This is a genomic window from Bacillus sp. OV322 (assembly GCF_900112495.1).
Classification (GTDB): Bacteria; Bacillota; Bacilli; order Bacillales; family DSM-1321; genus Peribacillus.
Genome location: NZ_FOMA01000001.1, coordinates 441,799 through 464,827, shown reverse-complemented (window position 1 = coordinate 464,827; position 23,029 = coordinate 441,799). Strand labels below are relative to the sequence as shown.

The following is a 23,029-nucleotide window of genomic DNA, read 5'->3' as shown; positions in this document are numbered from 1 at the left end:
GCCTCGCGGAAAACGGGCATCCTGAAGCGGATCTCAGCCGTCTTGTTCCATAGACCAAAGTTTACGAAAACAGCCATAATAAAAGAAGGTTTAGACTTTTTCTTTTAGAGGAAAAGTAACACTATGTTACTAAAGAGGAGTGGTAAAATGGAACAGCAGGAATTAAAGGAGAAAGTCTTAAAAATTCTTGAAGAAAATAAAGTCGGAGTACTGTCTTCGGTACAAAATGACCGTCCCCATGCGAGATATATGACGTTTTTTAATGACGGCACTACTCTTTATACCGCCACAAACGGTGAAACAGAAAAAGTGGACGAAATTGAAAGCAACCCATATGTGCATGTTTTGCTTGGATATGATGGAGAAGGTTTCGGTGATTCATATGTTGAAGTCAGCGGTACTTCCCAGGTAAAGGATTCTCCTGAATTGAAAAAGAAAATGTGGAATGACCATCTTAAACCATGGTTCGACGGTCCGGAAGATCCCAATTATGTAATACTTGAAATTATTCCAGACAGCATTCTGCTTATGAACAGCAAAGGCGAAGGTCCAAAAAAACTTGAATTATAACAGCCAGGATAATTTTAAGGAGGAATGTTTTATGGAAGAAAATAAGAAAAAAGATAATGATTCAGTAGAACAGGATAAGAAAAAAGAAAACGGGCAGGATATCGATCCCCAGAGAGATACTGATAAACCAAAGCATTAAATTCGGATAATGTGCTGGCTGCAGGCCTAGCATTAATAGTCAAAACAAAAGCGGCACCCTGATAAGGGAGCCGCTTTTGCTATAGAGTTACGCAAGCGGGGAATGCAAATAATGGTACAGCAGCCCTGCAGTATGGATTAATGCTTTTGTATGTGTTCTTTCAAACGCGTGGGAGGCGTCAATACCGGGACCAATAAGGCCATGGACAACATCATGGCCAGCACTAATGGCTGCTGAGGCATCTGATCCATAATACGGATAAATATCGACTCTGTAATCCACTTCATTTGCTTTAGCAAGTGAAACTAAATGCTGCCTCAATCTATAATTATAAGGACCAGATGAATCCTTGGCACAGATTGAAACGCTGTACTCATCGGTGGTTTGCCCTTCTCCGATCGCCCCCATGTCAACCGCAAGATATTCTATTGTCTCAGCAGGGATATTTGAGTTTCCTCCATAGCCGATTTCTTCATTATTAGAAATCAGGAAATGTGTTGTATACGGCAATTCGGTTCCTTCTTTTTTTATTACATCTATTAAATGCATCAGGATGCCAACGCTGGCTTTATCATCTAAATGCCTGGATTTTAAAAAGCCATGATCTGTTTCTTCAACGCGGGGATCAAAGCTAATAAAATCTCCTACAGAAATCCCAAGTTTCTCTGTATCATCCTTGGTTTTGACATTAGCATCAATGCGGACTTCAATGGTTTTATCATCCCTTTTTGCATCTCCAGCATTTTTGTAAACATGAACCGATGTCTGATCAATCAGGATAGTCCCAGTGAAAATCCTGCCGTCTGCTGTATGGATGCTGCAGTACTCTCCCTCCACTGAATTCCAGCGGAAACCGCCGATCATAGTCAGCCTTAAACGGCCATTTTCTTTAATTTCTTTCACCATGGCACCCAGCGTATCTACGTGAGCTGTTAAAAGTCTGTGCTTGCTGTCATCTTGTCCTTTTATGCTCGCAAGCAAGGCACCCTTATTCGTAATCTGTGCGGTGATGCCCTTTTCTTGCATGAATGAAGCAACATGTGCAATAGCAGCTTCCGTATACCCCGATGGACTTGGAATTTCAACTAATTCTTTTATGTATGAAACAATATCTTTTTCATTAATTAGCCCGGTCAGCTTAATCTCCCCCTAATACTTTGAATGTTTTCTATTATATATCTCTTTTTCATTTTTTAAAAAGATAAATATCATGCTTCCTTCCTATTTAAGGCAAGAATCATCATGCTAAACTAAAATAATAATTGAGATGCTTTTGAACCTAAAAAGCTCCATCCTCAACCTGAGAATGGAGCTCTCTTCACTGTCTGCTAAAAAAGATAAACCATAAAAGGAAGAGCAATCATGATAGCGGAAGGTATTGAATAAAGCAAACCGTTTTCCATATTCGCTCTGCTGCTCCAACGATGCTTCCATTTAGTGTATATAGGGTTTCGCTTTTGATACCATTCTCCATAGCTCATGGTTCTTCACTCCTTTGTTGGGATTAATTCTAATTAGCTGATTCTTGCATGCTTATTAATCAGTTCTTTCATCATTTCCAAAAAGGAAATTCTCTTTTCATCTGGATAGGCCACGATATCATCCAGGATTTCATGTTCATAAGGGGAAAGAGTTCTTCCAAGGCCTTCGGTAAACATCCTCTCAAGCTCCCTCTTTGTCTCATTCGGATTAATGATTTCCATTAAAATCCACTCCTTCAAAGAACATTTATCTATATATATCCACTTTTAACCCAAATGAAACGTTTACATTTGAGAAGAAGCCTTTCTTAATGGCTGCTGCTTACTAATAAAAGGCTGTTTTTGTAAACTGTGCTGCTATGGAACAAGGGGTTGATGTCCACGCTTTCCACGCAAGCGGTGAACCTCCACAGCAATGCCTGCGGGGTCTCACCTTCCCGCTCTCGCACCTTGCACTCCAATCAACCTCATTTAATAATGAGATCACCTCTCAGAACTCATTAAAAAACAACAATCTTTAAGAAAAGAGCCAAAAAAATAATTCTTTACAAGTAAAAAGGCGGCCAGGGTTGGAAACCTGCCGCCTCTTTTTTTAATTATTTTTCCGGTGATTCAGAAGTTACAGACACATCATACCAGTCATCCACTTCGCCGCCGAGCATTTTAGCACCTTTAACACGCTTGTTAAAGCCAGCTAAAGTATAGCGGAACAAAGTTGGAATTACTGGAGCTTCTTCATCAATTAGCTCCTGCCATTTGTTATAAACGTCTTTTCGGTAGCTTTCGTCAAACGATTTTGGAGAGATTCCCTCTTTTAACAGCTTATCGTTTTCATCATTTACCCAGCGGGTGTAGTTAAACGGCGCTTCTTTTGCCCAGATGCCGGATGGATCTGGATCCGAGCCAGTACCCCATGCAGCAGCGTAGATGTCCACTTTAGGATCATCCTTTTTCAGCTTATCGTAGAAAGAATTGAATTCCTGAAGGCGTCCGTCTAGAAGCTGAACATTTAGGCCAACATCCTTCCAGGATTGAATATAAAATTTTGCCAACGGCTCAGAAACGTCGCTGCCGCTCATAGATGAAAAATTCAGCTTGAATTCCTTGCCATTAGGATCTTCACGGAAGCCGTCTTTGTTTGTATCCTTGTAGCCTGCTTCATCAAGAAGCTTATTCGCTTTATCTTTGTTATATGTGAAACCTTTTACATCCTTGTCATAATATTTCGGGAAGGAAGGAGGCACAACCGTTGTTGCAGGGAACCGAAGCCCTTTATACAACTTCTCCCCAACCGTCTTATTATCAAGTGCAAAGCCCATCGCCTGGCGAAGGCGCTTATCCTTGAATTTATTATTAGGATCCATTACATTGACACCTTTTTTCGCATCATAATGGCCCATTTTGAATCCGATGTAAGAATAAGCCAAATCAACCGTTCCTAAAATTTCAATATTTTTCAGCGCTTTTGCCTGATCATATTGTTCAACTGGAAGCTGTCCGACTGCGTCAAGGTCGCCTTTTTCAAGAGAAGCAGTAGCGATTTGCGGATTGACAACCTTCAGTACGACGCTTTTCATTTTCGGTTTGCCTTTCCAGTAATCGTTGTTGGCTTCGAATGTTACAGACTCACCCTGCACGATGCTTTTAATTTTATATGGACCAAACCCAATCGGCTTTTTGCGGATTTGATCAGATGAAACAATTTTATCAATAGGAATTCCTGCTAAGTACTTTTTCGGCAGCGGATCAGTCCATAAGCCAGTCAGCATGGACGGGTTAGCCTGCGTAAAAGTGATGGAAATTGTATGAGGATCGGTAATTTTGATCCCAGAGATTTTCTTGGCTTTTCCTGCATGATAAGCTTCCATTCCTTCAACCATGCTCATTTGTGTATCATAGCGTGCTCCAGCATATTTCGGACTCCCTATTACTTCATAAGCATATTCAAGGTCTTCAGCTGTTACCGGATCTCCATTATGCCATTTTAAATTATCCCTGATTTTAATTGTAATCGTTTTGTTTTCATTCGATAGCTTATAGGTTGCTGCACCTGACTGATCATAAATAAAGTTATCGTCAGCGCCGAGAAGGTTTTCATCAAAGAATTTCATAACTTCCCAGTCTGGCTGTCCTTCGTAAAATGCTCTGTTTAGGATTCCTTCAAAAGGGGTATCTGAAACTAGTCCATAATTGAACACACCATCGGCAACATCTGCTTTAGTATTAGATGATTTGGTCTTGAATGCTGAAGTATCAACTTTTGCAGTATTATTTTCTTTACCGTTTGACTTCGTTGAACCGCCGTCTGATGAGCATGCGGACAGCAGAAGTGCAGATACTGCCATAGCGCTTAATACTTTACTGTAAGTTTTTAATTTCATTGTGATTCACTCCCCTTTAATTAACCTCTTCTTTGTCTTGCATCAGCAGAGCGTTTAAGCGCTTCGCCAATAAAATTTATACTCAACATTAGCACTAAAATAATGCCTGATGCAGGTACCCAGATCCACCATTTATTTTCCAGAACATCCGGATTTGTTGCATATGCCACCAGTGTCCCAAGGCTCGGCGTGCTTTCAGGAAGGCCGAAGCCCAGGAAAGTCAGGCCGGATTCAATGCCTATATTGCCTGCAAGATTAAGTGTAAAGTTTACGATAATCAAAGAACTTACGTTAGGCAGGATTTGGAAAAGGATGATTTTCCAGTTCGGCGTGCCAAGTGTCTGGGAAGCATGGACATAATCCAATTCCCTTTCTGACAGTACTTTTGAACGGATCAGCCTTGCTTTGCCTGTCCAGTAAAAGGCAGAAATAATTAAAATGAAGGCAAAGACATTGAACTTCGGTATAATCGTTACGATAACGATTACCAGCATCAAAAACGGAAGAATGATAATAAAATCAATGACCCTCATGATGATGCCGTCAATAATTCCCCCAAAATATCCTGCAGTCAATCCCACAATAAGGCCGACAATAGCCGTTATGGTCGTGATGCAAAGGCTGATTGTAAAGGAATTCCTGGTACCTATGATAAGCTGTCCAAAAATATCCCGGCCGCCATAATCTGTGCCAAGCAAATGTTCAGCCGACGGAGGCATATAGATGGAAAGGAAATCCACTTTGACTATTTTATTAACATCCATAACAATAGAAGTGCCATATACAGCTATCAGGATGAGGCCCAGAATAATTATGGATGCTATTGCAAGCTTGTCTCTTCTTAATTCCCTGAGTATGACCCTGAAGCCTGAGGGGCTTTTTTCTTTAATATTTACAGGTTTTGCCGATTCAACTTTCATCTCCATGTATATTCACCTTCTTCCTATTCAATGCGTATTCGCGGATCAACCGCACTTAATATAATGTCTGAAAGAAGAGTGCCCAGCAGTGTGGCAAAGCTTGTCATGATTACCAGCGCATTGACTACACTAAAGTCACGAAGCAGAACCGACTTAACAAATAACTGCCCAATTCCAGGATATCCAAAGATAGATTCTACGAAAATGGAACCAACAACTATACTGGTAATTTCGTATCCCATAAAAGCAGCAATTGGAAGAAGCGAGTTTCTTAAAATATGGCGGTTATACACTTTTGAATTAGGAATCCCTTTCGAACGCGCTGTCCTTACAAAGTCCTTGATCTTCGTATCAATAATTTCATTTCTTAAATATTGGACAGTGGTCACTGTGGCAATGAGTGCTCCGCTTAGGGTCGGCAAAATCAGATGATAGACTTTGCTCGTAAAGTAGGCAAAAGTCCCGGGTACTGCCTGAGGATCAACCGTTCCGCCAGTCGGGAACCATTCAAGTTTAAACCCAAAAACAAACAGTACGATCAATGCGAAAATGAATATGGGTGTTGCATAACCTAAATAGTTATAGCCGGTAATAAGCTTATCAATCCACGAATCATTGTACCTTCCGCTCAGAATTCCAAGCGGGATGGCAATCAGGTATGTAAGAATAAGTGTTGCGATGCCCAGATAGATTGTATTCCATATCCGGTCGCCAATAACATCCAGCACTGGTGTTTTATGCGTATAGGAAACTCCCCAGTCTCCGTGCGAAATGTTCTTAATCCAATGGACATATTGGACCGGTACAGGATCATCAAGCCCCATTTGCTTTCGGATTTCTTCGATTCTTTTGGCATCTGCCTTGGGATCCATCTGCTTTCCTGTCAGGGCATCTCCCGGCATAGCTTTAGCCAATAGGAATATGATGATACTTAAAATAAACAGCTGAGGAATCATGATCAGCAATCGTCTTAATATAAACTTCCACATTTCTTCTTCGCCCCCCTATGGTAATGCCACTCTATGTGTGCTGGAAATAGGTTTTAAGTCATAGGCCCTGCCATTATCATCAAAATAGGAGGAATATGAGCGTTTAAATTCTTCATTAACTGTTTGCCTCATAAGTGCCCTTTTCTCACGTACCTCCGGCTGAATTTCAGGAATCGCAGCAATCAGCCGCTGAGTGTATATATGCTGCGGGTTTTCATAAATTTCCTGGCTGGTTCCTTCTTCTACCAGACGGCCGCGGTACATCACTCCCATCCTGTCACACATATGCCTGATTACTCCCAGGTCATGGCCGACAAAAAGATATGTTAAGTTAAATTCTTTCTGAAGATCCTGAAGAAAATTCAGCACCTGCGCCTGTACGGATACGTCCAGCGCAGAAACAGGCTCATCTGCAATAATCAGCTTTGGCTTAAGGGTTAAAGACCGGGCAATCCCAATCCTCTGTCTCTGCCCGCCGGAAAATTCATGAGGATATTTGTAAATGGATTCAGGGTTAAGCCCTACTTTGTCCAGGTAATTCTGGACAACCTTTTTTTCTTCACCTGGTGACATTCTCTCAAAATTGCGAAGAGGTTCAGCGATTATATCCAGGACTCTTTTTTTAGGGTTCAAAGAAGAGTAAGGATCCTGGAAGATCATTTGTATGTCTTTCCGGAAAGGCTTGATTTCTTTTCGGTTCAGTTTTGCCAAATCCTTGCCGTCAAATAAGATTTGTCCTGAAGTCACTTTTTCGAGTTTCACAATCGCCTTGCCCGTTGTGGATTTACCGCTTCCAGATTCGCCGACCAATCCGTATGTTTCCCCTTGCTGAAGTTCAAAAGAAACACCATCAACGGCCCTTACATAGTCGACAACTCTTCTGAAAAAGCCTCCCTTTATTGGAAAGTGGACTTTTAAGTCATTTACTTTGAGTAAAGTCATGTGTGATCTCTTCTCCTTCTTCACCCTGAAAATGAAAATGTTTATAGCAGGTGCAGCGTACCCAGTGATCTTTATCCACCTCGTGCAGCTGAGGAGATTCTTCATGAGCATAATCAGGAATCCATGAAATTCTTTCTTTAAACCGGCAGCCTTTCCGGTCCATATTTGCAAGTGATGGAACAATTCCCTCAATGACATGCAAACGGTCCTTGTTCGTTGTGGCAGAAGGAATCGAATTTAAAAGGGATCGTGTATATGGGTGAAGGGGCTTATTGAAAATATCCTTCACTGAACCCGTTTCAACCACCTGGCCGGCATACATGACTATAATCCTGTCTGCAACTTCAGCAACAACGCTTAAATCATGTGTGATTAGAATGATTCCCATCTGAGTTTTTTCCTGGATGGACTTCAGCAAATCCAGAATTTGCGCCTGAATTGTTACATCAAGGGCCGTTGTCGGCTCATCAGCAATAACCAAAGCAGGGCTGCATGCAATCGCAATGGAAATCATCGCACGCTGTCTCATTCCGCCGGAAAGCTCATGAGGATACTGTTTATATGTACGCTCTGGATAGGGAATGCCCACTTGTGCCAGCAGTTCAAGCGTTCTCTCTTTCTTCTGCTCCTTTGTCAAGTCGGTATGAAAATCCAGGTTCTCCTCGATCTGCTTGCCGATTGTCATCAGAGGATTAAGAGCTGTAAGCGGCTCCTGGAAGATCATCCCTAAGTCCTTACCCCGGATTTTATTCATGTGCGATTCACTCAATGGAACAATATTGGTTTCCTTATATTTAATAGCCCCGTCAAATTTGGTGCGTTTCTGATTATGAAGTTTCATTATGGATAGCGCCAGTGCACTTTTTCCGCAGCCTGATTCGCCTACAACAGCCACAATTTCATTTTCATAAACTGTAAATGAAACTCCGTCTACAGCAGCGTGATATTCATCACCAATTTGAAATGATGTTGTTAGGTTTTCTAGCTGAAGAATTGGTTTACCCATTGAAGTCCCCCCTAACTTTTACTTTTTTAATAAAATAATAAATTTTCTGATAATTATTCTGAGTGTAAACAATTTTTAATAAATATTCAATAGTTTTGTAAAAAAATTAGAAAATTATAAATTTTCTATAAATAATAGATACAATTACCATTTGTAGAGATAATTAATGTATTGAAATAGGATTACAAAATTATTTCAACAGCGGATTGCTTACCGCTACCGTTTTTAGATAAAAATAAATATTCAGATATTATATTGCAGTAAAATTTTTTTATTTTCTTTTTTCTATTGCTTTTTACAAATATTGCAATACTTTGATAAATCTTCAAATTCAATTTATTTGCAAAAAATTTAATACTATTTCATCTTTATTTTTCTTATATCCGGAATAAGATTCTATAATGACTTACGCATTACCAGAAACTTTGCGGCTATTGAACACGGAATCACACAGAACATATTAAAAACAACAATCTTTAAGAAAAGAGTTCTGCATAAATATAGGACCGGAATCCCGGGCCTCCTTTAATCACAGTGTTTCTTTGAATATTTGTAAAAACAATTGATTTCTTTTCTCTTGTTCTTCTTTGGATGAAAGGTCATACTTTTTCAATAAATGAAATACCTCATTAAGCTGTTCCTGGCGAGATTCCACTACAGTAAACTGCTTAAGCCCGTTTAAAACATCTTCTGGCAAAAATTTTCGCTGCTGTTCAATTTTTAGTTTTATATCTGCTTCACTATGATTCAATTTGCATTCGCTCATTTTAATTTCCCTCCATACCAATTTTCCTTCGATACTGAATAAGATTAGTCCAAAAATGATAAAAATGAAACTTATCTGCATTTGTTTCGTATTAATAAATAGTACTGTTAAAGCTCTATGCTAAGCAGAGCTTAATAGATATAATTCTTTTTCGAGGTGAAATCATGTATACACAGACTGCCCCTAATTATATGCCTTCCGTGCTTCGATCTTTTGCTTTATCACTGGCCATTTCCGTTATTGGAATGGCAGCGGGGATGTACATTCCGCAGGCGCTGTTTCTCCCTCTAGCCCTTCTTGAAGTAGCCATGCTGATCGGAGCCTTTATCATGAGGAAGAGAAAATCCATAGGATATACGTTCCTTTATCTGTTCACTTTTATCTCTGGCATTACAACCTATCCGATCATTGCCCACTATATTGCCGAATCTGGAGCTAATGTGGTATTAATGGCCGGAGTTACTGCTACTGCAGTTTTTGGCGGGTTGGCACTTTATGCTTCAGCCACTAAACGTGACCTTTCTTTTCTTGGCGGATTTTTGTTTGCTGCCCTTCTTGCTTTAGTGGTACTGGGCATTTTCAATATTTTTTCCCCGCTTAGCTCAATGGCCATGCTGATTTATTCTTTTATTGGAATATTAGTATTCAGCGGTTATGTTTTATTTGATATCAACAGAATGAAACACTATGGAGTAAGTGCCAAAGAAGTGCCGCTGATGGCATTGAATCTGTATCTGGATTTCATTAACCTTTTCATAAATATCCTTCGTTTCTTTGGGATCCTCTCAAACGACGATTAAGGGACAGCTTGAAGAGTTTCACAGAACATTAAACAGACAAAAAACACAAAAAAAACCAGCTTTCCTGGAAGGCTGGTTTTTTTGTGTTTACCAAGGCAGGTCAACGCCAAACGTGCTTGCAATATCCTGGGTATCTTTTCTTCTGTTTTTTCGCAATTCAGCTCGCGATTTGGCAGTCTGATAGAGGCTTTTCTCCATTTCTGTCTGCGGAACAACTTTAGGAACAGGCTGCGGCTTGCCGTCTTTATCAATTGCAACGAATGTTAAAAACGACATTGCACAAAGATTCCGTTCTCCAGAAAGCAGATCTTCAGCCACAACCTTAACAACAATTTCCATAGAAGACCTTCCTGTGTAAGTGACAAAGGATTCAAGACAAACGGCATTTCCTTCAAGAATAGGGTGCATAAAATCCACGGAGTCTGTAGATGCTGTAACCACAGAATTCCTGGCATGGCGCATTGCAGAAATTGCCGCAACATCATCTATGTAAGCCATTAATTTGCCTCCGAACATTGTCCCGATATTATTCGTATCAGGGGGAAGCACCATGCTGGTTTTAATCACCAGTGAATCACGGCAATACTTGATTTCTTCCATATTTTCGATCTCCTTTTTCAACGTAAAGTTTTTCTGTATTTACATTATACTAAAGTAATTTACCTATGCCAAATAAAGGCTAATATAACTCTTTTTTTACCCTATTGGCAAAAATTATTTAAAAATCATTTTCTTAGTATATTTTACAAACTCTTATTTTCCTCTCTAAATAATCGCCTGGCTTTATTACAAGGCTGTTTTCAAAAGTTTTGCGGCAATGGAACGAGGGGGGATTCCCGCTCCAGAATGCGCGCTTTCCACGCGGGGGCGGAGAGCCCGCAGAGTTTCGCACCTTACGCTCCACTCACCCCACAGAACTTATTAAAAACCAACAATTCTTAAGAGAATAACTTATAATAAACACTTTATTAGATTCTTGATTTGGTTTCTTCTATTTGCTGAAGGTGCCGCTTTTCGTGCAGGCCCACAAATGGAACCCATTGCTTTAAGCTTAAGTCTCCAAAAAGCGGGTGCCTGAAAGATTTTAGGTTCAAATCATCTTCACTGGCGGTTCCTGTCACTTTAATAAAATCCATTCTTGATTGTTCAAGTTTCTTTTTCATTTCATCCAGAGAAATATCGGAATCCTCAGGAATAACAAAAGGAGGAGCATCGACCCTTGTTGAACGGTCTGTTGTCATTTCTATCGGTTTAGGGGAAACTTCCTTTTTCTCATTGCCTGCAAGTGAAACTGCAAACGACTTGGTTATAGACCGTTCCATCAAGTATAAATGCTCAAGAATCTGCATAATGCTCCATCCTCCGTCTTCTGGCACTGCATTCAATTTTGACTGCGGTAAATTTTCAACACTTTCCAAAACGGATTTTCTGATAGCATCATTTTCATTCATTTATATCTCCTCCATTTGCAGCTTTTTTACATACAAAGCTTTAAAATTCTATAAAACTTACATGCTATAGCGGTTTGCTCAGCAAAATACTTCCCTTAGGCGTCTGGCTTTTTTCATCAGGTTCAAGCGTGATGGCAATAGTATCCCACTTATGGCTGCCGAATGAATCCAGCTTAAATACGACTCCTCCTTCACCAGATTCGTTTGGCACAAAGGATCCGGCACGATATGGCTTTCCTTTTTCCAAAAGCCAAACCTGATAAACTTCTTTTCCTTTCATTTTATCCAGCTTATCAGCATGCACCACCAATTCTAAACTGGTATCATTCTTGATCATAAGTGCCTTTGCATTTGACTGTATGTGATCTGAGGCCTTTAAACTCACAGCTTTTTCAACTTTATCTATGGCATTTCCCTGTTCTGTTGCATTGTATTTCTGACTGCCGCTGTTCACAACAGCATAGACATTCCCAAGAAGAGATAAAAACAGGGCTGCCGCAAGCATTGGCTTTAACCAGCTATTTTCACGCGGAGCTTTTTTCGCGGGCTCTGCCGCTGGTTCCTCTGTGAATACATTCCCAAGAATACGTTCCTTCATGCCAATTGGCGGTTCGATCGGCTCAGATGCAAATGGCAGGTCTTGTATAAGTATTTGCCACTCGTCTAATTCATTACGGCATTCTTCACATCCTGTAAGATGCTTTTCAAATCTTTTTTTATCCATATCACTCAGTTGGCCATTCATATAATCCAAAATTGGTTCACAATTCTTTTTTTCCAAGGTATTCCCCCCCTTTATATCCAAATGCATGTAAATGTTTTTTTAGGTGTGCAAGCGCAAGACGGATTCTTCCTTTTACTGTACCGAGCGGCAAATTACAGGAATCTGCAATCTTTTGCTGAGATAATCCTTTAAAATAAAACAGTTCCACCATTTTCTGCTGTTCTTCCCCAAGCTCTGATATAGCTTTCCTGAGAATGCTTCCGTTTTCTCTCCACTCCGCTAAATCTTCCACACTCGGATTATCACTTGGAATGGTATCCTGATTTTCAAGTACTGCTGATTCCTTCCTTTTTCTTAGCTGATCAATGCAAGTATTTCGGGTCACCGTCAGCAGCCAGCTTGAAAACTTCCCTTTTCCTTCATCGTAATGTCCTTTTCCGGCCCATAATTTAATAAATACCTCTTGGACAATTTCTTCAGATAACTCGCTTTGTCCTGTCATTTTGTATGTAAAGGAAAACAGGAGTTTGGCGTATCGGTCATAAATAGCTTCTAAAGCCTTCTTATCGCCGAGCTTCATTCTTTGATATAGCTGTGCTTCAACATCACTCATATATATCTCCTTTTTCTTTATTCATCCCACCTGATTATAACAGTTTTCGTATAACTGTCTTTTGTAATAGTTTTACAGATAGCCTATCAAAATTTGACTTCAGCCAATATAACGATTTAAATTGAATTTCAGATGCATATAAATAGAAATTTACTTAAAATTGTTTACCGAATAAGGAGGGAACAAGTTGGCAGGCCATATTCCTTTTAGCCATAGCGGCCGCAGTGCAGCGAGTGCAGCTCCTTCTAAAGGAAGCATTTGGAGCATGCTCAAGCAAATGTTTCGGAGGGTGCAGTCCAAATGGATTTATTTAATCGGCATTGCTCTTAGCATGCTTTCCATATCATGCCTGGAGTTTGTCATTCCGCAAATGACTCAGTACACAATCGACAAACTTATTCCAGGCAAGCAATTTCACCAATTGATCATTATAGCGCTAGCTATACTTGGCGCAGCCATATTGCTTGGTATCTTGAACTACTTTAACACCTATATGGTATCTGTAATTGGCCAGCATGCCATTTTAGATCTGCGCAACCATATGTACAGCCATATACAAACACTTGATATGAAATTTTTTGATAAAAACAGAACCGGTGACATTATGTCCCGAGTCACAAACGACGTTAATATTCTTCAGCAGCTGATATCATCAAGCATGCTTGCGGTATTCACTGATATTGTTACATTCTTCGCCATTGCCGTTTATATGCTTTTTATAAACTGGAAGCTTACGGTTGTTTTATTGCTGACATTTCCGTTCATGATATATTTCACCCGTTCATTTGGAAAGAAAATCAGAAGGTCTTTTCGGACTGTGCAGGATTCCGTTGCAGATGTCAGCAATCAGCTGCAGGATTCCATATCCGGAATGAGGCTGATTCAATCTTTTACAAACGAAGAACATGAGTCAGCGCGCTTTGGAGAAAAAAACAAAGAAAACATGTCAGCAAATCTTAAGTCAGTTCGACTAAGGGCTTTGCTCGGCCCTATCATCGACTTATTTAATAATATCGGACTGATTGCCGTCATTGTAATTGGGGCATGGCAGGTGATGACCGGCCATTTTACTATAGGATCCATTGTGGCTTTTATGGCCTATTTAAGGCTGCTTCAAAGCCCAGTTCGTAATTTCAGCAGAGTGATAAGCACTGTTCAGCAATCCGCAGCAGCATATGAAAGAATTACAGAGATACTTGAAACCAAACCTGTCATTTTTGATAAAAAACAGGCAATAGAACTTCCGCCGCTTAAAGAAGGCATCGAGTTCAAAAATGTCCATTTTTCTTATGATGAGAATGTTCCTGTTATTAAAAACCTCAATCTTAAGATCCCAAAGGGGCAGCTCACTGCACTTGCTGGTTCCTCAGGTGCCGGAAAATCTACAATTGCCAGTTTGCTTGTAAGGTTTTATGACCCCGTACAGGGATGCATTCAAATAGATGGTTATGACCTGAGAGATGTTACTTTAAAATCACTCAGGGGCCAAATAGGGATAGTCTCTCAAGATATCTTTTTATTCAATGGAACCATCAGGGATAATATCGCCTATGGAAACATTTCAGTAAGCGATCAGGAAATAATGAATGCGGCAAAAGCCGCCAATGCACATGAGTTCATTATGGCATTCCCGCAAGGCTATGATTCTCAAGTCGGGGAAAGGGGTGTGAAACTATCCGGTGGGCAAAAACAGAGAATTGCCATCAGCAGAGCTTTATTAAGAAGCCCGGAAATCATTATTTTAGATGAAGCGACCGCCTCTCTTGATACAGAGTCCGAGCATTTAATCCAGGAAGCTTTGTCACACCTTTTGATAAACCGGACAAGCATTGTAATTGCACACAGGCTATCAACGATAAAAATGGCTGACCAAATTATTGTCATTGAAGATGGGCAAGTCGCAGAGTCCGGGACTCACAGCCAATTGCTGGAAGCAGGGGGCAGATACAAAACCTTGCATAATCTGCAATTCCCAAAACAGGGCATAAAAGAAAACAAAAAATAAATGCCTGGCCCATTGCAGCCACAAGGCGGCATTGCTTTAGGAGCCAGCTGCTTACACTTATTTAAACTCCAGCATGCAAACAAGCACATGCCGACATTTGGCATGTGCTTGTTATTTATCCTAAAAATGCTGTACTTCAAGGATTTTTTTCGTTATTAAATCGTATCCCTTTTTATTCGGATGAAGAGAATCACTAAAGTATTTACTTTTTTCTATGTGTTTAAAGCAATCATTTGTTGGTACATACTTCATTTTAGTATGTTTATTCGTTTCTGCCAAAATGGAATCGTTCCAGTCATCAATTTGCTTTTCAATTGAAGGGCTGGCGGGATACGGGTTATAAAGCCCCAGCACCAATATTGGAGCCTGCTTATTTTCACTCCTCAATATGCTCAGTATTTTATGTAAATGCTGTATGTATACTGGCTTTTCTTTGCGTATATTGTTTACATGCAAAGGAGAAAGGTCGCCGCCATTGCTGTTCAGTAAATCGTTCGTCCCGATAAAAACAATCATACTTTCTGCCTCTTTTAATTTTGTCCTGATTTTTAAATCATCCAGCTGTTTTAAAACTCCATCCGTTTCTTGTCCATATATACCGTAATTCCAAACATGAATATCTCCTTTTGAATTGCGGGAGTTCACCTTGTCCTTAAGCCTGCCCACATATCCTTCTTCCTCCCTGTCTCCATATCCATATGTAAGAGAATCGCCAAATGCCATCAGCACCCGCTCGTTTTTCCCTTTATTAAAAAAATGCACCTGCCATATCAAACATAAAATTGAGAGAAGCAGAAGCCCCCAAGCCATTACTTTCATGATAATCTCCTTTTAAATTTGTCTAAGATGTTTTCATATTCATATACCCGATACTCAAAGAAACAACACCGATTAATCACTGAAAAACAAAAACCATTCCTCAAGCTGTTAAATATTAACTGGCACACAAAACAAAAACTCATGTATGATAAAAAAGCGCAAGCGCCTGTTCAGCCTGCGAAGCAAATAGGGATTTGACCTTCGAAGGCGCTCTTTGCCTTCTAAGGGCTAATCATCTTTTGCACAGCAGGCTAGGCGCTGGAGCTGGATTCAAAAAAAAGCGCAAGCGCCTGTTCATAGGATCAAAGACTAAGAACGCCGCGTCCTGAGGCAACGTCTTTGTGACCCCCATCCTGGGGGCCTAAGCAAATAGGGTTTTGGTCTTAGAAGGCGCTCTTTGCCTTCTGAGAACAAAACATCTTTCAAGGAACGAAGGCTAAGTGCTCTGCATACTGCAGAAACGCCTTCATGACCTGCATCCTGCAGGCCTCAGCGGGCTAGGCGCTGGAGCTGGATTCAAAAAAGCGCAAGCGCTGTTTTGAGGAACAAAGACTAAGAACGCCGCATCCTGCGGCAACGTCTTTGTGACCCCCGTCCTGGGGGCCCTCGACCAGCATAAGACGCAAAAAAATAGAAGGCGCGCTCTTTGCCTTGCTAATCATCTTTCAAGGATCCATATTTAAGACAACCGATATCGTAACAAAGAAAGGCACGGGAACAATTATGACTAAATCCATTTTTTTTAAAGAAGCTGCATTAGAAGACCTTCCGGCAATTGTTGATATTTACAATTCGACCATAGCTTCCCGCATGGTTACAGCAGATACATCACCTATAACCATTGAATCAAGGATTTCCTGGTTCCATGAGCATTCAGTGAATAAAAGACCATTATATTTGATTATGTCAGAGCAAGAAATAGCCGGCTGGTTAAGTTTTCAATCCTTTTATGGAAGGCCTGCTTATGAAAGTACAGCTGAGCTCAGCATCTATATGGACAGCCGTTTTAGGGGGATGGGCATTGGAAGGCTATGCCTCGAAAAAGCAATAGAAATATCTCCTCAGTTAGGCATCAAAAATCTTCTTGGCTTCATTTTCGGCCACAATCTGCCGAGCCTGAAGCTATTTTCTAAATTCGGGTTTGAACAGTGGGGGCATCTTCCGGGAGTTGCAGTACTGGACGATGAAGAAAGAGATTTAATAATACTAGGAAAAAAGATAGCAGCACCAGCCAAAACGAACAAAATGTGACTGGCTTTAATGATTTTGAGCTAGCCACTTCTTTTTTGGCATACATATTTCATTTCCTTGGTGTTCTCCGGTTAAAGGGGTTATACCCAAGAACAATAGCTGTGAAGGATGGAGAATCCGCACCTATTTAATAAACGCTCCATTTTCTTGGGAAATACCTAACTTAACGAAATGCTGGCTTCTGTATCATCAAGAGACTGAACTATGGAACAAGGCAAGCTTATATTTCCGCTCCAGGGTGTTTGCTTTCCTCAGGGCGGGCAGTGAGCATCCTCGCAGCTGCCCCCTGTTTCCCTGTCGCTTCTATTTAAACGGGTATTGAGGCTTTTAAACTTAGCTGAACAATAAAAAAGCTGCGCTGATGAGGCAAACGCGGCTTAAGTGAAGTCTATCCATTTTTATTTGGTAAATATTTTCGCCGCTGCTGTTCCTATAAGCGAGGCTATCGCAACAGCAGCAAACAAAATGCTATACCCCATGACGTTCCAGCCATCTGCAGTTAAGTAAGATATTATTGCTGTGATTAAGGATAACGCTGTTAAAATCAAACCCGGCAGTGTATAAGTTTTCTTAGATGGATGCTTCTTTAATAAATAGGACGCTAATGCTGCGATGACAATTATTAAAATAACCGTTATAATGATCAGGTTTTGAATTTCTCTCCACCCCCTCCAATGTATTATATTTTTCACACCATTTGAACGTGTAACTTTTAAAAATATAAATAATTAAATCAGCAGTTTCCGGGCTTAAGAGGCCCGCCCAAAACCTGCGTAAAGCTAATCGTCTCTTCGCTTCCATCACTGCCAAATAAAAAAGGCATTTAAGTGAAAGGATTCTTCAGCTGATTCTATCGTATATATAAAGCCATTTTTCTCCGCCCATGAAATACGCTACACATTTACGGTTTCTTTTATATATTTATCAGTTAAAAGGACCATGTTTAACAGGGAGTCTAATTCCTGGCTGGCTTTAATGGTTTCTTGACTTGTAAATCCCCAAACACCTGCAATCCTGATCATTTCCTGGCGTTTTTTTTCAATAAGTGCATCCACAGCTTCCATACAAATCATCCCCCTGCTTCCCTTTCATTAATTTAGGTAATTTTACCACTCTATCATAATTTCAAAATTAACCAAAATCAAGATTTTCATACAATATTATCCTCTATACAACTAAACTAATAGGAAATGCAGACTATATCAGGGTAAATAGCCCACAAAAACCAAATACACTGCTGACTTAACCCTAATTACATCCTTCTTTATAATTAGGTATTTAACTATAAAATCCTTCTTTAGGTTAATTGGGAAAAAACATACATTCGCTTATAATATATGAAAGGTATTAATGTGAAAGAGAGTGATATCATGCAAATTGGTTCTCTTATCAAATATTACCGGACTAAAGAAGGGCTTACACAAAGCGAATTGTCAGAAGGAATTTGTTCAATACCTCATTTAAGTAAAATTGAAAACAATTCAAAAGAGGCTAATGCTGAAACCTTAGCATTGCTTTTACAGAAATTGGGCAAGAATGTGAAAGATATCGAGAAAAACGAACAAAAAATCAAACAGATTCTTGATCAGCTGATAGAGAATATACATTTCTATCAAACAGAAAATGCACAGGCAGATTATGATACTCTTCAAGATAAACTCGAACTGATCCCCCACACAGACTATCTTTATCTTTATGAACTGTATAAGTTCAGATATTGCCTTTTTACTTATCAAATTCAAGAAAGTGAAGATCAGAAAAAATGGCTTCAAAAACACAAAAAAAATTTTTCCCAACATGAAACATACTTATATAATTGCTACAGCGCCATATATTTAATAGTGAAAAGGAAATTATCAGAAGCTGATTCACTTTTGATGAGCCTTATTCATAATCAGCATGGAGAACTCTTTCTTAGTGCAGAGGTATATTATCATCTTGCTATGGTTAAGGGCTACCTTAATCAGCCAGGCCAGGCCATATTTTATGCGAGGAAGGCCCTTCAGCTTTACACGAATCACTTTAACCTCAGAAGAATGCTTCATACACACATGATTTTAGGAATCAACTATACCCAGTCAGATATATACGCTGAAGCAATGGAATGTTATAAACATTTGCTGAGAAATACAGAAATACTTGGCGATAAAGAACTGGTTCCGCAAATTTATCATAACTTTGCCGATTTAAGAAAAAAAATGGGGAATCAGGAAGAAGCAATTTATCTATACAGAAAAAGCCTAAGTCTGCAAAATCAGCAGCATCCCAATTATTTGGTCAGCGTGTATTCATTGGCTGAAACTTTTTATTCAGCCGCGGAGAATGAACTTGCTTTAAAATATTTTAAGAAAGCATCGGCTTTGGCTAAGTGCATAAACAATCAAGAATACAGCCTTCTCTCTGCTTTCTACCTGTATTTGCTTCATAAGCAAAAGGATACTGCTTATGTTCATCTCGAAGAAAAAGTGCTTCCCTTTCTGCAAGCTAAGGAAAACAAGCAAGATTTTCATTATTATTCAAAAATGCTCGCCAAGTATTATCATGAATCAGGGAAATATGAGCCTGCCATTTATTATTTTATTCAAAGTGAATAGGGGGAAAAGAATATGAGAAAGCTAGCGTTTGCCCTTGCTATTTCTGTATTGAGTTTATCGTTTTCAGGTACAGCTGGACTGACCCATGCAGCAGTGTCTTCTTCCATATCTGCACATCCTATTTGGCCACCTCTATAAAATGAACTGCTTTTGTGCCGAAACCATGAATCAGCCGGACAGCTAATCCATGTCCGGCTGATTTTTTGCTGTAACGCACAAACTGCTGAATGCTTTTGGCTTGCACTTATTTTTCATACTTTGCTTTTTCTTTGAAGCCAAGTCCGGAATATTTAGCTGCTAAAGGAAATCCCATTATAAGGCTTTTATATAATAAGTTCCTTGCCGGTAATATAATCTTATTCATAAAGCCTCCCTTAACCTTTCCCCATAGCCCATTGACCGGAACTTCAGCATAATATTTTCCGATTTCTTCCCTGCCTCCGTTAAATAACTCAACCCCCAGTTTTAATGCTTCTTTGCTGAAAGAAATGCCGACAGTATAAAATAACAATCCCTTCAACGCGCTGGCTTGATATGTGAGACCCAATACGCCATTGCCTTCTTCTTCTTCAAATAAGGAATTTGTCTTCTTTCCATCTATTTGGCTTCTGTTATTGACCGTCATACTTCCTTTGTTTTCTCTGTATTTCCCTGCAGTCTGCTTCTCTTTTTCAATACTATTCCTTTGGGCTGGATGATGAGCAAGGATGGAGGCTGACTTATCAGAAATCACAGGCTTCTGAATGCCTGCTGCATGTTTATCATATACGGGGATTTTATTCACAGTTTTTCGGCGGTTTGCGGGATCATCGGTTCCGTTTTCCTGATGATTGCCTGAAGTGGGGACATTAAAGTGCGGAACTGAACTTGAATGATGTTGTTTTGTAATTGGTTCACTTTGAGTACTGCCGTTATTCTGCGTAATGCCAGAACTTAACTTGTGCAAATCTGGATTGTACAATGGCCGGGCATTATTTAAACCATCTGTTTGATTGGCAAACTGTTGGTTAAGCAGGGTGAATTCAACATGATTTTGTATGTTGAATGTGTTGGATGCATATACAGAGGATGTGGCAATGGCAGTTCCTAAAATAGAACCAGCAAAAACTTTCCCAACTTTTTTCCTCATTACATTCCCTCCTACTATTTAAGTTCGACCATTTAGTATAAATGTGCCCTCCTTTCTTAAATCTATTTTACTATCTTTTTAATAGAAAGAATATTGGGAAAAATTAAGGCGAATTCATTATTTTTTACTATTTTCTCAAAGTTTTTCAGTCATATATTCTTTTAAACCCTATGTATGTATTTGGGAAAAACCAATGATTGCAGGGTAATATTACAATCCTATTAAAAAAATTATTTTTTGCCTGCCGTATTCAGCCGTAAATCTACTTACCAAAAAACTATTTTTGTAATAAAGATGTACCAATCATTTTAAAGTTAATATCCCTATGCAATCAAAGTGCCCTCTTTGGCTGCAAGAGGGCACCCTATGTAAACTAATGCAGAATGTTTGCGTTTACATGATGAATTCTTTTTTTTTGAGAACGGAATCCAGTTCAGCTTCCAATATATTTAAGGAAGCATCATATAAATGCTTTTCGTCAGAGGTTTTGAATACACCCTGGGCCAGCAGCTGCTCAATCAGCCATGTTTTCCTGTTTTCATTTATAGGGACAGTTTCTTTCATTCTAAATTTTCCTTTCATATGCTGGTAAATGATGCTGCAAAGCTCAGTAAGGTCTGCTCTTCTAAAATAGACGGCTTGCTTGGAATTCAAAAAAGGCAGGCCTATTAAGCTTTATTCAAATAAGCAGCACCAAAGTTTATATACCTTTTATTGCTTCATTCTAAACATCTTTACTGCACATTATAAAATGAAACTTCCCGCAGATGCAATTTAAGCCAGCTCAGCATTTAAATGTCTGATAACAGCATGCATTCCAGCCTTAAGGCTCCCTGCCTATCCTTTTGCTAGTTCAGTATTTTTTGTTTCCTTGCCAAATATCAGTACGACTGCCGCACCGGCAAAAACAGAAATGGTAAAAATCGTGAAAATTGCTGACACAGATACTCCTCTTTCAAGCAGATAGCCGGCTGCAAGCGGGCCTAAAATGCCGCCTATCCTTCCAAATGAAGCAGCCATTCCTGATCCGGTTCCTCTAAATGATGTTGGATACTGTTCGGGTGTATAAGCATACATCGCTCCCCAAGCTCCGAGATTAAAGAAAGAAAGAAAAATTCCAGACGTAATCAAAGAAGGCAAATTTGCTGCATGGCCAAAAAAGTATGCACTAGCAGCCGTGCCTAACAAGTATGTAACCAAAACAAACTTCCGTCCTGCCTTTTCAATAAGCCATGCTGCCGTAAAGTACCCAGGAAGCTGGGCAAGAGTCATAATCAAGACATATTCAAAGCTTTTGATCAAACTGAAGCCTTTCAGCACCATTACGCTTGGAAGCCATAAAAACATTCCATAATAAGAAAACACGACACAAAACCAAAGTATCCATAATACAAGGGTCTGGCGCAAATATTTTTTTCCCCACACCTTCTTCATATTTTGCATAACGGATGATTTCTGCTGTGGTTCCAGGCTTTCGTACCGCGGTGAATCAGGTAAACTCCAGCGCAGATATAAGGTATACAGTGCAGGAATGGCACTAAGAATAAGCGCAATTCTCCAGCCGTAATGAGGAATGACAAAATAAGAAATCAAGGCTGCCGCAATCCAACCGATTGCCCAAAAACTTTCAAGCAATACGACGACTTTTCCTCTCTGGTGAGCGGGAACACTTTCCGAAACCAACGTGGAAGCAACTGGAAGCTCCCCGCCGAGTCCCATTCCAATAAAGAACCTTAATATTAAAAATACTGCAAGTGTAGTTGCAGCTGCTGATAAACCGCTGCCAATTGAGAAAAACAATAAAGTAATAATAAAGATATTCTTGCGTCCTGCTTTATCAGAAAGAGACCCAAACAACAATGCTCCAACTGCCATGCCAATAGAATTGACACTCCCTATCCAGCCCATTTGCCCTGCCGTTAAACCCCACTCTTGCTTCAGAGCTACTATAATAAAAGAAAGCATTCCAACATCCATCGCATCAAACAGCCAGCCTAATCCTGCAACTGCAAGCAGTCTTTTTTCCGAAATCTTCTTCTTTTCCATAAAACCCTCCCAATGACGGATCATTTATCTTGTTTCAGGTATATTTACATTAAACCTGCTTCCCTTATTCTACCTGCACTTATTCATTTATACCATAGAGCTTTTTCGAAGTAGAAATTAACTTTATTATGGCATTATCTTTTTGCATGGTCCCTATGATGGTTTTAATAATGTCTGTATACGGCCTTATTTTAACAGCCTGCACGACAGGAATTATTGGCTCTATCTTCGGAGCATATATAAAAACAGCTTGTCTGAACTTTATCGTTGCTCTGCCTTCACAGTTGTTAATTGTTGGACCGATATCACGCTGGCTGCTTGCTAAATATATTAAACCATCTGCTTTAACATCTTAACATTCAGTAAGCGAGTGGTTTTGGGTGTCATCAGCTGATTATTTTGC

General features: G+C 39.7%; 26 protein-coding genes. 8 read left to right on the top strand and 18 right to left on the bottom strand.

Annotated features, from left to right (window positions below; translation table 11 throughout):
• Positions 1-147: 147 nt before the first annotated feature.
• Entirely contained in the window at positions 148-570 is a 423-nt protein-coding gene (locus tag BM126_RS02325) for a pyridoxamine 5'-phosphate oxidase family protein (protein WP_090987798.1), read from the top strand.
• 31 nt (positions 571-601) lie between these two features.
• On the top strand, positions 602-709 hold the full coding sequence (locus BM126_RS02320; protein ID WP_090987796.1) for a 3-methyladenine DNA glycosylase: 108 nt from the start codon (positions 602-604) through the stop codon (positions 707-709).
• A gap of 87 nt (positions 710-796) precedes the next feature.
• Here the strand turns inward: BM126_RS02320 and BM126_RS02315 are convergent, their stop codons facing one another.
• The 8 genes from BM126_RS02315 to BM126_RS02280 all read right to left on the bottom strand — a co-directional run bounded on the left by BM126_RS02315 (position 797) and on the right by BM126_RS02280 (position 9,194).
• A complete protein-coding gene (locus tag BM126_RS02315) occupies positions 797-1,846 on the bottom strand; it encodes a M42 family metallopeptidase (RefSeq protein ID WP_090987795.1) in 1,050 nt (349 codons plus the stop codon).
• Between the two features lie 377 nt (positions 1,847-2,223).
• On the bottom strand, positions 2,224-2,412 hold the full coding sequence (locus BM126_RS02310; RefSeq protein WP_090987793.1) for a hypothetical protein: 189 nt from the start codon (positions 2,410-2,412) through the stop codon (positions 2,224-2,226).
• Positions 2,413-2,786: 374 nt separating this feature from the next.
• Positions 2,787-4,571: an oligopeptide ABC transporter substrate-binding protein gene (gene opp4A, locus BM126_RS02305; protein WP_090987791.1), complete on the bottom strand. Its 1,785-nt coding sequence runs from the start codon at positions 4,569-4,571 to the stop codon at positions 2,787-2,789.
• Between the two features lie 20 nt (positions 4,572-4,591).
• On the bottom strand, positions 4,592-5,491 hold the full coding sequence (locus tag BM126_RS02300) for an ABC transporter permease (protein ID WP_371261402.1): 900 nt from the start codon (positions 5,489-5,491) through the stop codon (positions 4,592-4,594).
• Positions 5,492-5,514: 23 nt separating this feature from the next.
• Entirely contained in the window at positions 5,515-6,480 is a 966-nt protein-coding gene (opp4B, locus tag BM126_RS02295; protein WP_090987787.1) for an oligopeptide ABC transporter permease, read from the bottom strand.
• Between the two features lie 15 nt (positions 6,481-6,495).
• Complete coding sequence (locus BM126_RS02290; RefSeq protein ID WP_090987785.1) at positions 6,496-7,422, bottom strand: ABC transporter ATP-binding protein; 927 nt, start codon at positions 7,420-7,422, stop codon at positions 6,496-6,498.
• Positions 7,400-8,428, bottom strand: a complete 1,029-nt coding sequence (locus tag BM126_RS02285) for an ABC transporter ATP-binding protein (RefSeq protein ID WP_090987783.1) — start codon at positions 8,426-8,428, stop codon at positions 7,400-7,402. Before BM126_RS02285 ends, BM126_RS02290 begins: the two co-directional genes overlap by 23 nt.
• Positions 8,429-8,957: 529 nt before the next feature.
• Positions 8,958-9,194 (bottom strand): hypothetical protein, encoded by a 237-nt coding sequence (locus BM126_RS02280; RefSeq protein WP_090987781.1) that lies wholly within the window; start codon positions 9,192-9,194, stop codon positions 8,958-8,960.
• A gap of 164 nt (positions 9,195-9,358) precedes the next feature.
• Here BM126_RS02280 and BM126_RS02275 point away from each other — a divergent pair, with 164 nt between their 5' ends.
• Positions 9,359-9,994 carry a Bax inhibitor-1/YccA family protein gene (locus BM126_RS02275; RefSeq protein WP_090987779.1) on the top strand — a complete coding sequence of 212 codons (636 nt, stop codon included), beginning with the start codon at positions 9,359-9,361 and terminating at the stop codon, positions 9,992-9,994.
• An 87-nt stretch (positions 9,995-10,081) separates the two neighbouring features.
• On the opposite strand, the gene BM126_RS02270 is transcribed toward BM126_RS02275, so the two are convergent.
• The 4 genes from BM126_RS02270 to BM126_RS02255 all read right to left on the bottom strand — a co-directional run bounded on the left by BM126_RS02270 (position 10,082) and on the right by BM126_RS02255 (position 12,782).
• A complete protein-coding gene (locus tag BM126_RS02270; RefSeq protein ID WP_071350378.1) occupies positions 10,082-10,594 on the bottom strand; it encodes an acyl-CoA thioesterase in 513 nt (170 codons plus the stop codon).
• A 368-nt stretch (positions 10,595-10,962) separates the two neighbouring features.
• Entirely contained in the window at positions 10,963-11,445 is a 483-nt protein-coding gene (locus tag BM126_RS02265; RefSeq protein WP_090987777.1) for a DinB family protein, read from the bottom strand.
• A 64-nt stretch (positions 11,446-11,509) separates the two neighbouring features.
• Positions 11,510-12,226 carry an anti-sigma factor gene (locus BM126_RS02260; RefSeq protein ID WP_177201280.1) on the bottom strand — a complete coding sequence of 239 codons (717 nt, stop codon included), beginning with the start codon at positions 12,224-12,226 and terminating at the stop codon, positions 11,510-11,512.
• Positions 12,207-12,782, bottom strand: coding sequence for an RNA polymerase sigma factor (locus tag BM126_RS02255; RefSeq protein ID WP_090987773.1), 576 nt, complete (start codon positions 12,780-12,782; stop codon positions 12,207-12,209). The genes BM126_RS02260 and BM126_RS02255 overlap by 20 nt, the downstream gene beginning before the upstream one ends.
• A 187-nt stretch (positions 12,783-12,969) precedes the next feature.
• On the opposite strand from BM126_RS02255, the gene BM126_RS02250 reads away from it, so the two are divergent.
• Positions 12,970-14,787, top strand: a complete 1,818-nt coding sequence (locus BM126_RS02250) for an ABC transporter ATP-binding protein (protein WP_256212948.1) — start codon at positions 12,970-12,972, stop codon at positions 14,785-14,787.
• A gap of 120 nt (positions 14,788-14,907) precedes the next feature.
• Here BM126_RS02250 and BM126_RS02245 read toward each other — a convergent pair whose 3' ends face one another.
• The gene (locus BM126_RS02245) at positions 14,908-15,606 is read right to left on the bottom strand and encodes a GDSL-type esterase/lipase family protein (protein WP_090987771.1); all 699 of its coding nucleotides are present in this window, start codon (positions 15,604-15,606) and stop codon (positions 14,908-14,910) included.
• Between the two features lie 723 nt (positions 15,607-16,329).
• Between BM126_RS02245 and BM126_RS02240 the strand changes: the two genes are divergently transcribed.
• On the top strand, positions 16,330-16,857 hold the full coding sequence (locus BM126_RS02240; protein ID WP_090988380.1) for a GNAT family N-acetyltransferase: 528 nt from the start codon (positions 16,330-16,332) through the stop codon (positions 16,855-16,857).
• A 398-nt stretch (positions 16,858-17,255) separates the two neighbouring features.
• Here the strand turns inward: BM126_RS02240 and BM126_RS02235 are convergent, their stop codons facing one another.
• On the bottom strand, positions 17,256-17,549 hold the full coding sequence (locus tag BM126_RS02235; RefSeq protein WP_177201279.1) for a YesK family protein: 294 nt from the start codon (positions 17,547-17,549) through the stop codon (positions 17,256-17,258).
• A 201-nt stretch (positions 17,550-17,750) separates the two neighbouring features.
• A complete protein-coding gene (locus BM126_RS02230; protein WP_141770020.1) occupies positions 17,751-17,921 on the bottom strand; it encodes an aspartyl-phosphate phosphatase Spo0E family protein in 171 nt (56 codons plus the stop codon).
• A 273-nt stretch (positions 17,922-18,194) separates the two neighbouring features.
• Between BM126_RS02230 and BM126_RS02225 the strand changes: the two genes are divergently transcribed.
• Together BM126_RS02225 and BM126_RS22695 are read left to right on the top strand one after the other, a co-directional pair.
• Positions 18,195-19,451: a helix-turn-helix domain-containing protein gene (locus tag BM126_RS02225; protein ID WP_090987765.1), complete on the top strand. Its 1,257-nt coding sequence runs from the start codon at positions 18,195-18,197 to the stop codon at positions 19,449-19,451.
• Between the two features lie 12 nt (positions 19,452-19,463).
• Positions 19,464-19,589 (top strand): hypothetical protein, encoded by a 126-nt coding sequence (locus BM126_RS22695; RefSeq protein WP_256212947.1) that lies wholly within the window; start codon positions 19,464-19,466, stop codon positions 19,587-19,589.
• 106 nt (positions 19,590-19,695) lie between these two features.
• Here the strand turns inward: BM126_RS22695 and BM126_RS02220 are convergent, their stop codons facing one another.
• The 3 genes from BM126_RS02220 to BM126_RS02210 all read right to left on the bottom strand — a co-directional run bounded on the left by BM126_RS02220 (position 19,696) and on the right by BM126_RS02210 (position 22,626).
• Entirely contained in the window at positions 19,696-20,580 is an 885-nt protein-coding gene (locus BM126_RS02220; protein ID WP_090987763.1) for a hypothetical protein, read from the bottom strand.
• A 393-nt stretch (positions 20,581-20,973) separates the two neighbouring features.
• On the bottom strand, positions 20,974-21,162 hold the full coding sequence (fbpA, locus tag BM126_RS02215) for a Fur-regulated basic protein FbpA (RefSeq protein ID WP_177201278.1): 189 nt from the start codon (positions 21,160-21,162) through the stop codon (positions 20,974-20,976).
• A 255-nt stretch (positions 21,163-21,417) separates the two neighbouring features.
• Complete coding sequence (locus tag BM126_RS02210) at positions 21,418-22,626, bottom strand: MFS transporter (RefSeq protein WP_090987760.1); 1,209 nt, start codon at positions 22,624-22,626, stop codon at positions 21,418-21,420.
• Positions 22,627-22,781: 155 nt separating this feature from the next.
• Between BM126_RS02210 and BM126_RS02205 the strand changes: the two genes are divergently transcribed.
• The gene (locus BM126_RS02205; protein ID WP_256212946.1) at positions 22,782-22,982 is read left to right on the top strand and encodes a DUF2798 domain-containing protein; all 201 of its coding nucleotides are present in this window, start codon (positions 22,782-22,784) and stop codon (positions 22,980-22,982) included.
• Positions 22,983-23,029 lie beyond the last annotated feature (47 nt).

Excerpts from the sequence above, each read along its gene's own strand:
- fbpA (WP_177201278.1), bottom strand. The coding sequence starts at position 21,162 with ATGAAAGGAAAATTTAGAATGAAAGAAACTGTCCCTATAAATGAAAAC.
- BM126_RS02280 (WP_090987781.1), bottom strand. The coding sequence starts at position 9,194 with ATGAGCGAATGCAAATTGAATCATAGTGAAGCAGATATAAAACTAAAA.
- BM126_RS02325 (WP_090987798.1), top strand. The coding sequence starts at position 148 with ATGGAACAGCAGGAATTAAAGGAGAAAGTCTTAAAAATTCTTGAAGAA.
- BM126_RS02210 (WP_090987760.1), bottom strand. The coding sequence starts at position 22,626 with ATGGAAAAGAAGAAGATTTCGGAAAAAAGACTGCTTGCAGTTGCAGGA.
- opp4B (WP_090987787.1), bottom strand. The coding sequence starts at position 6,480 with ATGTGGAAGTTTATATTAAGACGATTGCTGATCATGATTCCTCAGCTG.
- BM126_RS22695 (WP_256212947.1), top strand. The coding sequence starts at position 19,464 with ATGAGAAAGCTAGCGTTTGCCCTTGCTATTTCTGTATTGAGTTTATCG.
- BM126_RS02285 (WP_090987783.1), bottom strand. The coding sequence starts at position 8,428 with ATGGGTAAACCAATTCTTCAGCTAGAAAACCTAACAACATCATTTCAA.
- BM126_RS02300 (WP_371261402.1), bottom strand. The coding sequence starts at position 5,491 with ATGAAAGTTGAATCGGCAAAACCTGTAAATATTAAAGAAAAAAGCCCC.
- BM126_RS02240 (WP_090988380.1), top strand. The coding sequence starts at position 16,330 with ATGACTAAATCCATTTTTTTTAAAGAAGCTGCATTAGAAGACCTTCCG.
- BM126_RS02245 (WP_090987771.1), bottom strand. The coding sequence starts at position 15,606 with ATGAAAGTAATGGCTTGGGGGCTTCTGCTTCTCTCAATTTTATGTTTG.
- BM126_RS02320 (WP_090987796.1), top strand. The coding sequence starts at position 602 with ATGGAAGAAAATAAGAAAAAAGATAATGATTCAGTAGAACAGGATAAG.
- BM126_RS02275 (WP_090987779.1), top strand. The coding sequence starts at position 9,359 with ATGTATACACAGACTGCCCCTAATTATATGCCTTCCGTGCTTCGATCT.
- opp4A (WP_090987791.1), bottom strand. The coding sequence starts at position 4,571 with ATGAAATTAAAAACTTACAGTAAAGTATTAAGCGCTATGGCAGTATCT.
- BM126_RS02290 (WP_090987785.1), bottom strand. The coding sequence starts at position 7,422 with ATGACTTTACTCAAAGTAAATGACTTAAAAGTCCACTTTCCAATAAAG.
- BM126_RS02265 (WP_090987777.1), bottom strand. The coding sequence starts at position 11,445 with ATGAATGAAAATGATGCTATCAGAAAATCCGTTTTGGAAAGTGTTGAA.
- BM126_RS02230 (WP_141770020.1), bottom strand. The coding sequence starts at position 17,921 with ATGGAAGCTGTGGATGCACTTATTGAAAAAAAACGCCAGGAAATGATC.
- BM126_RS02255 (WP_090987773.1), bottom strand. The coding sequence starts at position 12,782 with ATGAGTGATGTTGAAGCACAGCTATATCAAAGAATGAAGCTCGGCGAT.
- BM126_RS02310 (WP_090987793.1), bottom strand. The coding sequence starts at position 2,412 with ATGGAAATCATTAATCCGAATGAGACAAAGAGGGAGCTTGAGAGGATG.
- BM126_RS02270 (WP_071350378.1), bottom strand. The coding sequence starts at position 10,594 with ATGGAAGAAATCAAGTATTGCCGTGATTCACTGGTGATTAAAACCAGC.
- BM126_RS02205 (WP_256212946.1), top strand. The coding sequence starts at position 22,782 with ATGATGGTTTTAATAATGTCTGTATACGGCCTTATTTTAACAGCCTGC.
- BM126_RS02225 (WP_090987765.1), top strand. The coding sequence starts at position 18,195 with ATGAAAGGTATTAATGTGAAAGAGAGTGATATCATGCAAATTGGTTCT.
- BM126_RS02220 (WP_090987763.1), bottom strand. The coding sequence starts at position 20,580 with ATGAGGAAAAAAGTTGGGAAAGTTTTTGCTGGTTCTATTTTAGGAACT.